Consider the following 14409-nt stretch of genomic DNA (forward strand, 5'->3'; position numbering starts at 1 on the left):
GGGCAGTGGCTTCCTCGCGGGTGTGTTCCAGTCGTGTTCGAACTGGCGGGTAACCGTTCTGCGGAAAATGTTTTCCGCTACCCGCTCTTCGGGCTTGTGGTAGGGGCACGTACTCTCGTTCCCCAGCCCTGTCCCTCCGGGCCGGGTTGCCGAGGCTAGTGACGAGGATGATGCCCGTGGATGCCAGCAGCCGTATCGAAGCGGTGTACGCCGAGGTCCTGCGCCGGAACCCCGGTGAGCCCGAGTTCCACCAGGCCGTGCACGAAGTGCTGCACAGCCTGGCCCCGGTGCTGCGCAAGCGCCCCGAGTACGCCGAGGCCAAGCTGGTGGAGCGGCTCGTCGAACCCGAACGCCAGGTGCTCTTCCGGGTGCCGTGGACCGACGACCGGGGCGAGGTCCACGTCAACCGCGGCTACCGGGTCGAGTTCAGCAGTGCCCTGGGCCCCTACAAGGGCGGTCTGCGCTTCGCACCGGACCTGGCCCTGGGCACCGTGAAGTTCCTCGCCTTCGAGCAGATCTTCAAGAACGCGCTCACCGGACTGGGCATCGGCGCCGGCAAGGGCGGCGCCGACTTCGACCCCAAGGGCCGCAGCGACGCGGAGGTCATGCGGTTCTGCCAGTCGTTCATGACGGAGCTCCACCGCCACCTGGGGGAGCACACCGACGTGCCCGCCGGTGACATCGGCGTCGGCGGCCGGGAGATCGGCTACCTGTTCGGCCAGTACAAGCGGCTCACCAACCGCTTCGAGGCAGGCGCCCTCACCGGCAAGGGCACCGGCTGGGGCGGCTCGCAGGCCCGTACGGAGGCGACCGGGTACGGCACCGTGCACTTCGTCCGCGAGATGCTGGCCACCCGCGGCGAGGACATCGCCGGCCGCCGCGTCGTGCTCTCCGGGGCCGGCAACGTCTCCCTGTTCGCCATCGAGAAGGCCCAGGCGTACGGGGCGCTGGTCATCGCCTGCTCCGACTCCTCCGGCTACGTGGTGGACGAGGCCGGGCTCGACCTGGAACTCCTCAAGGAGATAAAGCTGGAGCGGCGCGGCCGTCTCGACACCTACGCCGAGGCCCGGCCCGGGGCCCGGTTCAGCACCACCGGCTCCGTCTACGACGTGCCCTGCGACATCGCGCTGCCGTGCGCCACCCAGAACGAACTCGGCCAGGACCACGCCGTCGGCCTCGTCAAGAACGGCGTCAAGGCGGTCGCCGAGGGTGCCAACATGCCGTGCACCCCGGACGCCGTCGAGGTGCTGCGCGAGGCGGGTGTGCTGTACGGGCCGGGCAAGGCCGCCAACGCCGGCGGTGTGGCGACCTCCGCGCTGGAGATGCGGCAGAACGCGGCCCGCGACATCTGGTCGTTCGAGGAGACCGAGAACCGGCTGGCCGCGGTGATGCGTGACATCCACACCCAGTGCGTCGTGGCCGCCGAGGAGTTCGGCGCCCCCGATGACTACGTGCTGGGCGCCAACGCGGCGGGGTTCCTCCGTGTCGCCGAGGCGATGCGCGACCAGGGCGTGGTCTGAGCCACCGCCCCGGTCGCACCCGCCCCGCCGGCTTGCCTGCCGGGCTCACGTCAGGGGATGCGGTGGTGCGCGATGTGGCGGGCCGGGAAACCGGCGGGGCGGGCCGCGCGGTCGGCCAGCAGACGCTCGGCGAAGGTGACACCCGTTGCCGCGACCTCGCGCAGCGGTTCCAGGAACGACAGCGCCTCGGGGTGCTCGGTGCCGGCGGCGACGCGCGCCGCGAGCCCGGCCGCGCTCAGGTCCAGCAGCGCGGTGGCCAGCTCGCGCACCGGACGGCCGGCGATCCGCGCGGCCAGGCCCCGGCGGGCGATGTGGGCCTGCGCCGCGCGGTGTTCGTCCGGGGTGATGCCGCCCAGCAGCTCCCAGGCCGCGTCGCGCGACGGCGCGTGGTAGGCCAGCCCCGTCCAGAACGCGGGCACGGAGAACAGCGCCCGGTAGGGCGGGCCGTCCACCGCCCGCAGCTCCAGGGTTTCGCGGACCCGCACGTCCGTGAAGACCTGCGAGAGGTGGGCGCGCCAGTCGGCGGGGCCGGGCCGGGTGCCGTCACCGAACCCCCGGGTCAGCAGGGTGCGGAACGGTACAGGGGGTGCAGGGCGCCGGCCCCCGTCCCCGGCCGCGCGGTGGATCATCGGCAGGTCCAGCGCCCAGTCCACCAGCCGGTCCGCGTCCACGTCCGCCGCCAGCATCACCGGTACGGCACCCGTGCGGGCGGGGTCGGTGCGGCTGAGGTGGTCCATGCGGCGGGACAGCAGCCCGCAGGGGCGTCCGCCCTCCAGCGGTGCGTTGACGAACAGCGCGGCTGCCGGGGTGGACGCCGCCGCCAGGGCGCGCAGTTTCCGCGTCAGGTCCTCGGGGCCGGTGAAGTCCAAGGACGTCTGGGTCGAGAGCGCCAGCGACATCACCTGCACCCCGTCGGCGCCGGACGGGCCCAGACTCATGAAGTGGCGCCGCATCGCGGGCATGCGCGAGTGCGGCACCCACGCCACGTCGCCGGGCGCCGTGAACGGGTACTGACCACCGGGCACCAGCGCGAATCCGAACCGGCGGGCCACCGCCGCCAGCCGGCGCAGCGCCCCGTCCGCGACCCGCGCCAGCTCGGCCACGCCGTCGCACGGCGGTGAGGAGTACTCGACCGCTCCGCCGTGCTCCAGCGTGACCGTGCCGCCCTCCGGCAGCGTGACCCCGGTCAGCGCCGAGCGGTCGTACACGGGGACGGCGCCGGTCTCCCGCACCAGGTGCTCCAGCAGCGCCCGCAGCCCGGCGGGCCCCTCGTAGGGCACGGCGGCGCCGGTGTGCGGGTCCAGCGCGGCCGTCTCCACCTCGATGCCGACCAGTTCGCGCGCCGCACCGGCGCGGGCGTGCGGGGAGAAGGAGCTTTCGAAGACACTGCGCAGATCTGCCCGGGTCAGGGACGGGGAGTCGGGTGCGGAAGCCATGGCGTACCTCGGCTGACGGCTGCTGACGGTGCACGGACAGGGAAACCGCACCGTCCCGCCGGACCGGCGGGACGGTACGCGCGGGGTACGGCGCAGGCGGGCAATCCGTTCCGGGGCCCGGGCCGGAGCCGGCACGCGGACGCCACGGTGCCCCGGCGCAGGTGGGCACCACCGGTGCCGCCCGTTACCAGCGCAATGCCGTGAAGTCGACCGGCCGCGGCCGGCAGCCCGCCACCCGTTCCGTCAGCCGGCGCAGCCTGCGGGCCATCTCGGGTGCGGGCAGCCGCTTGCGGCTGCCGTGCCCGGGCAGCAGCCACTCGAAGCGCAGGGCGTCCACCGTGCGCGCCAGGGAGGCGGCCAGCTCCTCGATCGAGTACCAGGTGACGCTCTGCGCCACCTCCAGGTCCTCCAGGGTGCGCGCCCAGTAGAAGCTGTCCCCGCTGAAGCAGTAGCGCTCGTCGGCGACGTACAGGACGCTGCCGCGGGTGTGCCCGGGCAGCGGGAAGACCCGCACCCCCTCGGCGATGTCCGACGGTTCCGTACCGCGCAGCACCCGGTCCGCTCCGGGAGCGGCGTCCAGATCGCCCTCGTGGATCCACAGCCGGGCGCCCAGCCGGTCGGCCCACCGCCTCCCGTGCGCCGCGTGGTCGCGGTGGGTGAGCAGCACGTCCGTGCACCGGCCCAGTGTCTCGTAGCGCTGCGCCAGCCGCTCGGCGAACCGGGGCGTGTCGATCATCATCCAGGTCCCCGCCGGGCGCCGCAGCAGATACGAGTTGGCGCCCGCCGTGTGCCGGGAGTTGTGCCCGCACAGCAGGACGCCGTCGTCCACCGGCAGCGGGAAGGGGTCCGGCCACCTCTGGTCCAGACGGCCGCCCGGAGGCCGCACCGAACGGGTGGGGCAGGCCAGCGCGGCGGTCAGCAACTGCCGCTCCTCCGCCTCGCCATGGGGCTGCCGGACGACCACGGAGCGGCCCTCGCGCTCCTCGACGAGGCCGGGGGCGAGCTGCCGGGCCACATCGCAGTCGGTGCACCTGTCGTCCACGTACCAGCCGGTCCGCCGCCCGGCTCCGGTGGTGGTCTCCATGCGCGGTTCCCTCCTGGTGTACGTCCTCGAACGGGCGCCCGGCGGGTGCACGCGCACAGCGCCCGGCGCTCACCCCCAGCACACCGGAGCCCGGCCGGAAGCGGAAGACCGCCTCGCGGCGGACGGCTTCCGGCCGGCCGCGTCACCCGGTGCTCGGCGCCGGGTGACGCGGTCCGCGTGGGGCGGGGCGAGAGGGCCGCGCCCGCGCGCCGGTCAGGCCGCCGGGTAGGCCATGTAGAGCAGCGCCGCCAGCACGGCGCCCACCAGCGGGCCGGCCACCGGGACCCACGAGTACGCCCAGTCGGCCGCGCCCTTGCCCTTGATCGGCAGGACGAACGCGTAGGCCAGCCGCGGCCCCAGGTCACGCGCCGGGTTGATGGCGTAGCCGGTGGGCCCGCCCAGCGAGGTGCCGATCACCAGTACGACGAAGGCGACACCGGCGTAACCGAGCGCGGAGTTGCCGAAGGTGGGGACGTCGCCCGCGCCGGCCTTGTACGTGGGCGAGAAGAGGACGAAGGCCACCAGCACGAACGTGCCGAGCACCTCGGTGACCAGGTTCCAGGCGGTGTTGCGGATCGTCGGCGCGGTGGAGAAGATCCCCAGGGTGCCGGCCGGTTCGTCGTGGTCGTCGAACTGGAGCTTGTAGGTGGCCCAGCACAGCACGGCGCCGAGTATCCCGCCGAGCATCTGGGCGAGGACGTACACCGGCACGTCCGCCCACGCGGTCTTGTCGGCGACGGCGAACGCCAGGGTGATGGCGGGGTTGAGGTGGGCGCCGCTGGGCGCCGCGAGGCTCGCACCCGTGAACACCGCGAAGCCCCAGCCGATGTTGACGAACAGCACGCCCCCGCCCTTGCCGTTCGTCCTGCGCAGAACGTTGTTGGCGACGACGCCGGTACCCAGCATCACCAGCACGGCGGTGCCGAGGAGTTCCCACAAGAATATGTCGCCCGCGCTCATCCGTTACCTCCACAACGTCGCGGTCCACGCGTCGTTCGCTCGACGGCGGTGGGCGCGCACCCTACTGCCGGGCGACCGGCCGCTCCAGCCCGGCGGCAGGGAAAACAGCGGGAGTACGTCTCCCGGCGGGTGGGCGGGTGCCCCGGCCACCCGCCGGCGGCTACCACCACTCGGTGTCCCGCCACCAGGCGGGACGGGCGGTGCCGTCGGTGGTACGGCCGTCGAGGTGGACGTGGTGGCCTACATCCCGGCCGGGGTCGGCCGGCTCGCCGTCGAGGGCGCGCCGGAGCCGCTCGGCGGCGAAGCGGAAGACCCCGGCGGCCACGCCGCCGAGCGGGTGGAACTCGTCCACGTGGGCGCGCGGTTGCTTCGGCGCGCGGACGCGTCCGAAGGAGGCGGGCGCCTGGTCGGAAGCGGGCAGCTCGTCGGGCTCGGGGCACGGGCGCCCGGCTCGCCCTGCCCGGGCCCGCGATCGAGAAGGCGACCATGCCGCGGGGGTGCGGCACCGCTCGGCGGTGTACCGCCCGGCCCGTGCCGCCCACCGGCTCGGCGCCGCGGACGCGCGGTCGCGTGGACGCGCCACCCGCACCCCGGCGCGCTCTCCCCCACGCACGTCCGGGCGCTCCGCGTCCTGGCCGAGCAGGGCCCGCTGGGCATCCGCCGGCTCGCCGTCGGCACAAAGACCTCCGGCGCCGCCACCGCCCGGCCGGTCAGCGGTCTCGTCGCGGCCGGCTACGTCACCCGCATCCGCGGGTTCGAGGACAACGGCTCCGTGCCGGTCGCCCTCACCGACGCAGGGCGCGCACGGCACGACGAACGCCGGCGGGCCCTGACCGAAGCCCTGCACACCGCCCCGGCCCGCCTCGGCGCGCCCGCCGTGGACTCGGCCGCCGAAGTGCTGGACCACCTGTCGGCCGTCCACGACCGGCTCTGAGCGTCCCGCACCGCACGGGCGGCAGCTCGGGGCCATGCGAAGGCGGCCCGGTGCCGCGACAGCGGGTGCGGTACCGGGCGGGCCGCGCAGCCGGGTCCCGGCGGTGGTGCCGGGGCCGCATGGTCACCGCGGCCGGTGTCCCGGGGACCTGGTGCCCGGCGCCACCGCGTCCCGCAGCAGCCCCGCCTGGTGCGCAGGGAGCGCCGCGGGCGCGGTGGCGGGGTCGGCCCAGTGCGCACCGCCGGGCAGCGTGTGCCCGGCGGGCGGCTGCTGCGCGGCGAACAGATGGGTCAGCAGCGTCCGGTTGCCGGCCGGGCAGGGCGCGCTGCCCACGGCCAGCAGAGGTCCGACCGCGCCGGGAGCGGCGAGCCCCGCCTCGGCGGCCAGGGCCCGGGCCGCGGCCTGTTCGGGGGTCTCGGCGGCGCCCACCAGCGCGCCCGGCAGCCGGTACGGGGCGGCGGCACCGCCGTTCTCGGTGCCGCCGTCCACGAGCAGGACCCGGCCGGCGGGGTCGGTCACCACGGCGGCGGCTGCCACGGCCGGGCCCGGCAGCAGCGTCCAGCGGTCGTTCTCGTCCAGGGGAGCCGGGTGACCGTCCAGCAGGTGGGCCGTGTGTGCGCCGCGTTCCGCGGTCAGGGCGGCGGCGGTGCGTCGGCGCAGCCGCTCGGGGAGCAGGTCCAGGGCCTCGTGTTCGGGGAGGAAGGCGGCTGCGCGCAGTTCGTCGCCTTGCAGGTGCAGATCGTCGACGGTCAGCGGGTGGGGGAGGTGCACGGCGTAGACGCAGGCGGTCATCGCGCGGCCGTAGGCGGGGGCGGGGACGTTGTCGACGGCCAGCAGGCGGCCGACCCGGAGCGCGGCGGGCCGCAGTTCCTCGCGCAGCTCCCGCACCAGTCCGTCGACCAGCCCTTCGTCGTCGACCATGCCGCCGGGCAGGTCCCAGCCGTCCTTGTAGACCGGGTCGACGACGAGCAGCCGCCCGTGCTGGTCGCGGATGACCGCGTCCACCGCGGCGGCGGGTGCCGGGTGTGCCGCCAGGTAGGCGGCGAGTTCCTGGTCGCAGGCGGCGAGTGTGGCCGTCGCGGACGGCGCGGGGGGCGCGGTGGCGGGGGAGTGGGGCGTCGTGGTCATGTGGACCTCCTCGTCTCCGGGTGTGCGGTGCGGTGCGCGCGCGGGTGCGTCGTCGCCGTGGAGGGGCGTGCGGTCGTCGTGCCGCGTTCCCCTCCGGTCACCGGTTCAACTAGTTCCGCCGGTTGTGGGGTACGCCCCGGGCCGGGTGCCGTTGCCGGTGCGTCCCGCGTGGGGGACCGGCCGTCACCACCTCGTACCGCGCCGGGCTGCCGCCCGGACATATCGCGCATACCGTCGATGACGGCGGGGCTGTGCGACCGGCCGGCCGGACGACGAGGAGAACGTGACGGTGAGTGAACAGCTGAGCGAGCACGTGGACGAGGGCGGGCGGCCCGGCCGGTTCCGGCGCCCCGGCCGCCCGCACCTTCGCGGCCGGCCCGGCGGCGGTACCCGGCGGAGTACCGCGCCTCCGGTGGCCGTCAACCCTGTCGTGCAGATCTTCACCGACGCCGCCCGGGCGGTGCCCGGCTACCCGCTCTCACCGCTGGTCACCGACGAGTTCTGCGTCCTCATCGGCCCCGGCAACGCCTCCACGATGATCGCCGTCTACTTCGAGGACGTCGCCACCTTGTGGGTGGACCAGTACATGTGGGCCGAGTACGAGTGGTCCGACCGGGACACCGGCGAGCTGGGCTTCCTCGCGGAGGCCGTGGCCGCCGTGCAGCGCGGCGACGGGGCCGTGCACTTCCGCGAGGACGAGGGCCGGCTCGTCCACCTCGGCGGCCGGATCGGCAACCACGTCATCGGCCCCGGCGGCGTGCACCCGCCCCCGCTGGCCTACCCGCTCATCCCCTGGGAGTCCCAGCTCGGGCCCCGCGGCCGGCGCCGTACCGGCTGACGGCCCGGCCGGCGGAGTGCGCGGCGCCCGGAACCGTTCCGGGCGCACCCGTGTGACCGGCGGGAAGAGGGGGAACGCGAAGGGGCGCGGACCAGCAGACGCGAGAGGGCCGCGAGACGGCTCCGGGCGGTGCGCACCGGAGCGGCTCCGGGCCGGGAAGGACCGGGCGTGAGTGGCGAGGACGACGCACTGGGCACGTACCGGCGCAAGCGCCGGTTCGACCGTACGGCGGAACCGGAGGGCGAGCGCGGGCAGGGCGGTGCGCAGCCGCGCTACGTGGTGCAGATCCACGACGCCACCCGCCTGCACTTCGACTTCCGGCTGGAGTGGGACGGCGTGCTCAAGTCGTGGTCGGTGCCCAAGGGGCCCTCCACGGACCCGCACGACAAGCGGCTGGCCATGCCCACCGAGGACCACCCGCTGGACTACCGCACCTTCGAGGGGGTCATCCCGCGCGGCGAGTACGGTGCGGGCCCCGTCATCGTGTGGGACCAGGGCACCTACGAGCCGCTGTCCCGCGACTTCGGCAAGGCCCTGGAGAAGGGCCACATCTCCTTCCGGATGCACGGCGGCAAGCTGCGCGGCGACTGGGCCCTCTCCCGCTTCCGCAGCGGGGACGACGGCGACCGGGAAGCCTGGCTGCTGGTCAAGAAGAACGACAGCCACGCCTCCTCGCGCGGTACCCCCGACCCGTGGCGGGTGCGTTCCGCGCTCAGCGACCGCACGCTGCGTCAGGTGCGCGAGGAGGCGGACGAGGAATGGACGCGCGAGGGCGGCCGGAAGTGAGCGATCTGCTCGCCAGCCTGCCGGAGGACCAGCGTGCCCTGCTGCGGCCGGCTCCGCCGGGCGCGGTGCTGGCCGAGCGGCCGATGCGTGCCGAACTGAGCGACCGCCGGGACTTCCCCGCCGGCGGCTGGCTCTTCGAACGCAAGCTCGACGGGGTCCGGACGCTCGCCGTGCGCGAGGAGGGCACCACCCGGCTGCTCTCCCGCACCGGGCGGCGGGTGGAGGCCACCTACCCCGAGATCGCCGACGCGCTCGCCGCCCAGCCGGGGACCGACTTTACGGTGGACGGCGAGATCGTGGCCTTCGCCGACGGCCGCACCGACTTCTCCCGGCTCCAGCAGCGCATGCAGCTGAGCACCGAACGCCAGGCCCGGGCCAGCGGTGTGGCCGTCACCTACTACGTCTTCGACCTGCTGCGGCTCGACGGGGCGGATCTGACCCGGCTCCCGCTGCGCACCCGCAAATCGCTGCTGCGCCGGGCGCTGGACTTCCACGCGCCGCTGCGCTTCACCACGCACCGCAACGAGGGCGGGCAGCACCGGCTGGACGAGGCGTGCGCACGCGGCTGGGAGGGGCTGATCGCCAAACGCGCCGACGGGCGCTACCAGCACCGCCGCTCCCCCGACTGGCTCAAGCTCAAATGCGCCGGGGGCCAGGAGTTCGTCATCGGCGGCTTCACCGAACCGGCCGGGTCCCGGGTGGGCTTCGGCGCCCTGCTGCTGGGCCACTACGACCGGCCCGGCGGCGGTGCGCTGCGCTACGCGGGCAAGGTCGGCACCGGGTACGACCGGGCCACTCTGCTGGCCCTGCGGCGCGGACTCGACCAGTTGGAGCAGCGCCGGTCCCCGTTCGCCGATCCCGTACGGGAGCGGGGTGCGCACTGGGTGGAGCCCCGCCTCGTCGCGCAGATCGGGTTCACCGAGTGGACGCGGGACGGCATGCTGCGGCACCCCCGCTTCCTGGGGCTGCGTGACGACAAGAAACCGCAGGAGGTGGTCCGCGAGACGCCCAGGGAGCGCCGCTGAGAGCTTCGCGGCACGCCCCCCGCCGGGGCCGCCGTCATACCGGCGCTGGTGCCGAACCCGCGTCCGGGCCGGGTGCCGGACCGGCCGGGTGCCGTCGTCAGCCGGGCCGGGTCCGGTTGCCACGGTCGGCCGGGGGCTGTGCGGCCCGGCCGGCCGGCTGGTTGTCTCCGGCGTTCGCGGGGCACTACGGGACGCATGGACCACGACGCCGCACCCGTACTGGAAGCACTGGCCCGTTACCACGAGGCGGGGGAGCTGGGGTTCTCCCCGCCCGGACGCAAGCAGGCGCGGGGCGCCGACCCCCGGGTGCGCGAGGTGCTGGGCGACGCCGTCTTCCACGGCGACGTGCTGGCCTCCGGCGGGCTCGACGACCGCCGGACGCGCGGTGCCGTCCTGGTGAAGGCCGAACAGCTGATGGCGGACGCCGTCCACGCCGAGCACACCTTCTTCTCCACCTGCGGCAGCTCCCTGTCGGTGAAGTCCGCGATGCTGACGGTGGCCGGCCCGCACGAGAAGCTGCTGGTGGGCCGGGACGCCCACAAGTCGGTGGTCTCGGGTCTGGTCCTCTCGGGGATCCGCCCGGTGTGGGTGGAGCCCGTCTGGGACGACGAGCGGCTGCTGGCGCACGCACCGTCGGCAGCCGCGTTCGAGCAGGCATTCGAAAAGCATCCGGATGCCCGCGGGGCCCTCGTCACCAGCCCGACCCCCTATGGCACCTGCGCCGAGCTCCACGCCATCGCCGACGTCTGCCACCGCAGGGGCCGCCCCCTCATCGTGGACGAGGCGTGGGGCGCCCATCTGCCCTTCCACCCCGATCTGCCCGCCTGGGCCATGGACGCGGGCGCAGACGTCTGCGTGACCAGCATCCACAAGATGGGCAGCGGCCTCGAACAAGGCTCCGTCTTCCATCTCCAGGGGCCGTACATCGACCCGCTGACGCTGGCCCAGCGCGCCGATCTGCTGGGTACCACCAGCCCGAGCGTGCTCCTCTACGCCGGTATGGACGGCTGGCGCCGCCAGATGGTGCAGCACGGCCGCGAACTCCTGGGCAACGCCCTGGACCTCGCCACGCAGGTGCGGGCCGAGGTGGAGGCGGTGGACGGGCTGCACGTCAACGGGCGGGACGACTTCGTGGGGGAGGGCAAGGCCGCCGACCTGGATCCGCTGCCCGTCGTCATCGACCTGGCCGGCCTCCCGGTCACCGGCTATCAGGCCGCCGACTGGCTGCGCGAGGAACACCACCTGGACGTCCACATCAGCGACCACCGGCGGATCAACACCCAGCTCACCCACGCCGACGACCGGGAGACCACCGCGCGCCTGCTGGCCGCCCTGCGGGAGCTGGCCGCCCGCGCCGGTCAGTTCCCCGCCTCGCCCGCCGTCCGGCTGCGCAGCCCCGCCGATCTGCGGATGGAGCAGACGCTGCTGCCCCGGGACGCCTACTTCGGCCGGCACGAGGACGTCCCGGTGAGCGAGGCCGAGGGCCGGGTCGCCGCCGAGATGATCACCCCGTATCCGCCGGGCATCCCCACCGTGCTGCCCGGCGAACGGCTGACCCGCACCGTCCTCGACTATCTGCGCAGCGGTGTGGCGGCCGGCATGAACCTGCCCGACGCCGCCTCGCCCGACCTGACGACCGTCCGGGCGGTCGCCGACGGCCCCGAGGCTCTCGGCGGCGGCTGACGGCACTCTGCCCGAGCGCCCCCGGGACCGTCCGCCCCCGACCCGCCCACGCCCGCAACCGGGCCCGACCCCGCAAGGAGCCGCCATGCCCCGCGCCGCGCTGTTCGACGTCGACGGCACCCTCACCGACACCACCTATCTGCACGTCACCGCCTGGTGGGAGGCGCTGCGGCAGGCGGGCCACGAAGTGCCCACCGTCGCCTTGCACCGTGCCATCGGGCTGGGCGGACACGACCTGATCGCCCATGCGCTGGGCGAGGGCCGCGACCAGGACCAGGACGAGGCGATCAGCGCGGCCCACAAGACGCTCTTCGGCGCCTGGCACGAGCGGCTCGCCGCGCTGGAGGGCGCCAGGGAACTGCTGCACGCCCTCCACGACCGCGGCTGGCTCATCGTGCTGGTCACCTCCGCCGGGCCGGGAGAACTGGCCGCGATGCGCCGCGCCCTGGACGCCGACGACCTGATCTCCCACATCTCCAGCGCCTCCGACGTGGCGCGGGGCAAGCCGGCGCCGGACTCCCTGGAGCAGGCGCGTGAGACGGCCGGGGCCGCGCGGGAACAGACGGTGTTCATCGGTGACTCCGTGTGGGACATGGAGGCCGCCTCACGAGCCGGTGTCACCGCGGTCGGCGTGCTCTCCGGCGGCATCCCCCGCGCCGATCTGGAGGACGCCGGCGCCCAGGAGATCTACCAGGACCCCGCCGACCTGCTCACCCGGCTGGACGAGAGCGTCTACGCCCGGCTGGAGCGGGCGAGCTGACCGGGCCGGACACTGACGCCACGCGGCCGTCCCCCCGCGTGGCGGGCGCGCCGGGTGGGTACCCGGAGCATCCGAACGAGAGGAGGCCACCATGACCGGAGACGGCCGGGACATCCCCGCGGAAGAGGGCGTCACCACCGAGGACGCCGCAGAGATGGGCGCGGGGCCCGCCGAGGGCCGGCAGCCGGGCGAACGAGTCGAGCGCGGCGAGTGGCAGCCGCCCGTGGAGTCCGACCCGCCGCCGCGCGGCCCCGGCCGGGACAGCGGCGGCTTCGACACCTCTTTCCTGACCCCCGAGGCGGAGGCCGAGGCGGAGCACACCGCTCCCGGCGACCCCGGCGCCGACCCCGAGGACCAGGGCATCCCCGACCTCCAGGACGGCACCCCCCAGCAGGAGCGCGCCAGCGACCCGCAGCAGGAGTCGGTGCCCGGCGACGCACCCACCGCGGTGACCCGCGCCGCGCCCACGCCGGCGGAGATGCGCGAGGGGGAGTCCCTCGACCAGCGGCTGGCCGAGGAGGAGCCGGAGGTCTCGGAGCGGGAGGCCGTCTCGGGGCCGCCCGACGACGCTTCCGGACGGCTGCGCAACGACCCCGAGGCCACCCCGCCGCGCCGGCAGGACGTCTACGGCCGGGAGGGCGGCGGTGGCGGGGGACTCTCCGCCGAGGAGGACGCCCTGCGCACCCGGGACGAGGACGAGGTGTGACGGCGCCGCCGTGTGACCGCGCGCCACGGTCCGGACGGCGGCAGACACCCGGAAGGGGGTGAGGGCCAGGCCCTCACCCCCTTCCGGGTGTCGCGCAAGGTGTCAGTCCGTGTCAGTCCCCCGGCCCGCCGGATGGACCCGGAACCGCAGGGCGAAGTGGTCGAGAGCGGCCGGCACCGGAGCCGCGGGCCGCAGCTGCGGGTGGGAGGCCAGCGAGTAGCGGTGCCGCTCCAGCAGCGCGGCCAGCAGGGTGCTGACCGTCAGCAGCACCAGATTCTCCCCGGGGCAGCCGGCCGGACCCGAACTGAACGGCAGCAGCGCCGGGTTGCCCCGGGCCGCGCGTCCCGTCTCCCCGGTCCATTGCTGCGGCGCGAAGATGTCCTGGTACGGCGCGGCGGGCTCGGCGCGGTGCAGGTACGGGGTGTAGACGGCCAGGACGCAGCCGGCGGGCAGCTTGCCGCCCTCCCACGAGGTCTCCTCGGTGCTCTCGCGCAGGATCAGCGGCGTGGTCGGCCACAGCCGTACCGACTCCAGCGCACAGCCGCGCAGATACGGCAGGGTGCGGGGCGTGTCCGGCTGCCCTTCGAGGGCCTCGGCCCGCGCGCGGTCCGCCTCGTCGGGGTGGGTGGCGAGCAGCGCCAGCGCGCGGCCGGCCGCCATGCCCGCCGCGTCGTAGGCGAACAGCCAGTGCGGGATCTGCCCCGCGCGGTCGGTGCCGGCCGGCGCGTCGACGGCGGCGACCCGCTCGGCCAGACTGCCGGGCTGCGGGCGCGCCACGTACGAGCGCACCCGGGCGAGGAAGGCGCTGCGAAGCCGCCTGCGGCGCGGGCTGAGCAGCGACCAGTTGGCCGCCTGCCGCAGGGTGCCCAGCTGCGCGGTCAGCGTGGTGTCGTCCCGCGCCGCGTCGCCCAGGACCAGCCGGCGGACGATCCGCCACCACGCGGCGTCGAACTCGTCCCACACCAGCTGTCCCGAGCGGTCGGCCCCGGCCAGCAGCTCCGCCGCCTCCTGGCGTACGACGGAGGTGAAACGGTCCGCCATCCCGTGCAGCGGCTGCGCGGTCTCCAGCACCTCTTCCACGAACCGCCGCCGCTGCTCGCGCTGCGGGCCGGAGGAGACGAGCACCCCGTGCGGCTGGAACTGGGCCAGGGCCCCGCGCTTCTCCCGCGCGGCCGGGTGGAACGGCTCCGGTGTGTCGGCCAGCACCCGCTCCGCGTCGTCCGGGTCCAGCACCAGCGCGTACGAGCGGCCCCGCACCGTCAGCGGCAGCGGCCCGGGGCCGTAGCGGTCCCGCAGGGCGCGCACCCTCTCGACACCGCGCCGGTCCCAGCCGGTGCGCTCGGCCAGGGACATGGCCGACGGCCTGCGGACGATCACTCCCTGGGCCAGTACCGGGAGCAGCACATCGGCGGCCACCCCGGCCGCGTCACGTGCCCGCAGCGGCGGCAGGAGTTCCGTCTTCTCCGCCGTCCCGGTCGGTGTCTGTGCGGTGGCCTCGGTCAGTCGCATCGTCACTCCGCTCGTTCCGCTCGTCGGCCGCACGGGCCGC

At 75.0% G+C, this 14409-nt stretch carries 14 protein-coding genes and 1 pseudogene; 9 read left to right on the forward strand and 6 right to left on the reverse strand.

Going from position 1 to position 14409, the window contains the following annotated elements:
• Positions 1 to 167 precede the first annotated feature (167 nt).
• Complete coding sequence (gene gdhA / locus IO40_RS0116910) at positions 168 to 1520, forward strand: NADP-specific glutamate dehydrogenase (protein WP_016471117.1); 1353 nt, start codon at positions 168 to 170, stop codon at positions 1518 to 1520.
• A gap of 50 nt (positions 1521 to 1570) precedes the next feature.
• On the opposite strand, the gene IO40_RS0116915 is transcribed toward gdhA, so the two are convergent.
• The 4 genes from IO40_RS0116915 to IO40_RS0116930 form a co-directional block, all read right to left on the reverse strand.
• Positions 1571 to 2956: a glutamate-cysteine ligase family protein gene (locus IO40_RS0116915; RefSeq protein ID WP_016471118.1), complete on the reverse strand. Its 1386-nt coding sequence runs from the start codon at positions 2954 to 2956 to the stop codon at positions 1571 to 1573.
• Between the two features lie 184 nt (positions 2957 to 3140).
• Complete coding sequence (locus IO40_RS0116920; RefSeq protein WP_016471119.1) at positions 3141 to 4040, reverse strand: 4Fe-4S domain-containing protein; 900 nt, start codon at positions 4038 to 4040, stop codon at positions 3141 to 3143.
• Between the two features lie 213 nt (positions 4041 to 4253).
• Entirely contained in the window at positions 4254 to 5000 is a 747-nt protein-coding gene (locus IO40_RS0116925) for an MIP/aquaporin family protein (protein WP_031175683.1), read from the reverse strand.
• Between the two features lie 160 nt (positions 5001 to 5160).
• Positions 5161 to 5352 carry a hypothetical protein gene (locus IO40_RS0116930; RefSeq protein ID WP_031027737.1) on the reverse strand — a complete coding sequence of 64 codons (192 nt, stop codon included), beginning with the start codon at positions 5350 to 5352 and terminating at the stop codon, positions 5161 to 5163.
• Here IO40_RS0116930 and IO40_RS40055 point away from each other — a divergent pair.
• Positions 5353 to 5739, forward strand: a pseudogene (locus IO40_RS40055) (hypothetical protein); the annotation flags it as partial.
• Between the two features lie 33 nt (positions 5740 to 5772).
• On the forward strand, positions 5773 to 5934 hold the full coding sequence (locus tag IO40_RS38835) for a hypothetical protein (protein ID WP_234029832.1): 162 nt from the start codon (positions 5773 to 5775) through the stop codon (positions 5932 to 5934).
• 123 nt (positions 5935 to 6057) lie between these two features.
• On the opposite strand, the gene IO40_RS34865 is transcribed toward IO40_RS38835, so the two are convergent.
• Positions 6058 to 7062, reverse strand: coding sequence for an NUDIX domain-containing protein (locus IO40_RS34865; RefSeq protein ID WP_016471122.1), 1005 nt, complete (start codon positions 7060 to 7062; stop codon positions 6058 to 6060).
• 289 nt (positions 7063 to 7351) lie between these two features.
• Between IO40_RS34865 and IO40_RS0116945 the strand changes: the two genes are divergently transcribed.
• From IO40_RS0116945 to IO40_RS0116970, 6 genes are all read left to right on the forward strand, one after another.
• Complete coding sequence (locus IO40_RS0116945; protein ID WP_016471123.1) at positions 7352 to 7900, forward strand: hypothetical protein; 549 nt, start codon at positions 7352 to 7354, stop codon at positions 7898 to 7900.
• 168 nt (positions 7901 to 8068) lie between these two features.
• A complete protein-coding gene (locus IO40_RS0116950) occupies positions 8069 to 8686 on the forward strand; it encodes a DNA polymerase ligase N-terminal domain-containing protein (RefSeq protein WP_016471124.1) in 618 nt (205 codons plus the stop codon).
• Entirely contained in the window at positions 8659 to 9711 is a 1053-nt protein-coding gene (gene ligD, locus IO40_RS0116955) for a non-homologous end-joining DNA ligase (RefSeq protein WP_016471125.1), read from the forward strand. Before IO40_RS0116950 ends, ligD begins: the two co-directional genes overlap by 28 nt.
• A 195-nt stretch (positions 9712 to 9906) precedes the next feature.
• Positions 9907 to 11394: an aminotransferase class I/II-fold pyridoxal phosphate-dependent enzyme gene (locus tag IO40_RS0116960; RefSeq protein ID WP_031175684.1), complete on the forward strand. Its 1488-nt coding sequence runs from the start codon at positions 9907 to 9909 to the stop codon at positions 11392 to 11394.
• A gap of 85 nt (positions 11395 to 11479) precedes the next feature.
• Positions 11480 to 12154 carry an HAD family hydrolase gene (locus tag IO40_RS0116965; protein ID WP_031175685.1) on the forward strand — a complete coding sequence of 225 codons (675 nt, stop codon included), beginning with the start codon at positions 11480 to 11482 and terminating at the stop codon, positions 12152 to 12154.
• Positions 12155 to 12245: 91 nt separating this feature from the next.
• Complete coding sequence (locus IO40_RS0116970; protein WP_030405452.1) at positions 12246 to 12860, forward strand: DUF5709 domain-containing protein; 615 nt, start codon at positions 12246 to 12248, stop codon at positions 12858 to 12860.
• Positions 12861 to 12962: 102 nt separating this feature from the next.
• On the opposite strand, the gene IO40_RS39450 is transcribed toward IO40_RS0116970, so the two are convergent.
• Positions 12963 to 14369, reverse strand: coding sequence for a cytochrome P450 (locus IO40_RS39450; RefSeq protein WP_031175686.1), 1407 nt, complete (start codon positions 14367 to 14369; stop codon positions 12963 to 12965).
• Positions 14370 to 14409 lie beyond the last annotated feature (40 nt).

This window comes from Streptomyces albus subsp. albus (genome assembly GCF_000725885.1).
Lineage (GTDB): Bacteria > Actinomycetota > Actinomycetes > Streptomycetales > Streptomycetaceae > Streptomyces > Streptomyces albus.

Bases quoted from the DNA above. Each gene is read 5' to 3' on its own strand.
- gdhA (WP_016471117.1), top strand. From the start codon at position 168: ATGATGCCCGTGGATGCCAGCAGCCGTATCGAAGCGGTGTACGCCGAG.
- IO40_RS0116915 (WP_016471118.1), bottom strand. From the start codon at position 2,956: ATGGCTTCCGCACCCGACTCCCCGTCCCTGACCCGGGCAGATCTGCGC.
- IO40_RS0116920 (WP_016471119.1), bottom strand. From the start codon at position 4,040: ATGGAGACCACCACCGGAGCCGGGCGGCGGACCGGCTGGTACGTGGAC.
- IO40_RS0116925 (WP_031175683.1), bottom strand. From the start codon at position 5,000: ATGAGCGCGGGCGACATATTCTTGTGGGAACTCCTCGGCACCGCCGTG.
- IO40_RS34865 (WP_016471122.1), bottom strand. From the start codon at position 7,062: ATGACCACGACGCCCCACTCCCCCGCCACCGCGCCCCCCGCGCCGTCC.
- ligD (WP_016471125.1), top strand. From the start codon at position 8,659: ATGGACGCGCGAGGGCGGCCGGAAGTGAGCGATCTGCTCGCCAGCCTG.
- IO40_RS0116960 (WP_031175684.1), top strand. From the start codon at position 9,907: ATGGACCACGACGCCGCACCCGTACTGGAAGCACTGGCCCGTTACCAC.
- IO40_RS0116965 (WP_031175685.1), top strand. From the start codon at position 11,480: ATGCCCCGCGCCGCGCTGTTCGACGTCGACGGCACCCTCACCGACACC.
- IO40_RS0116970 (WP_030405452.1), top strand. From the start codon at position 12,246: ATGACCGGAGACGGCCGGGACATCCCCGCGGAAGAGGGCGTCACCACC.
- IO40_RS39450 (WP_031175686.1), bottom strand. From the start codon at position 14,369: ATGCGACTGACCGAGGCCACCGCACAGACACCGACCGGGACGGCGGAG.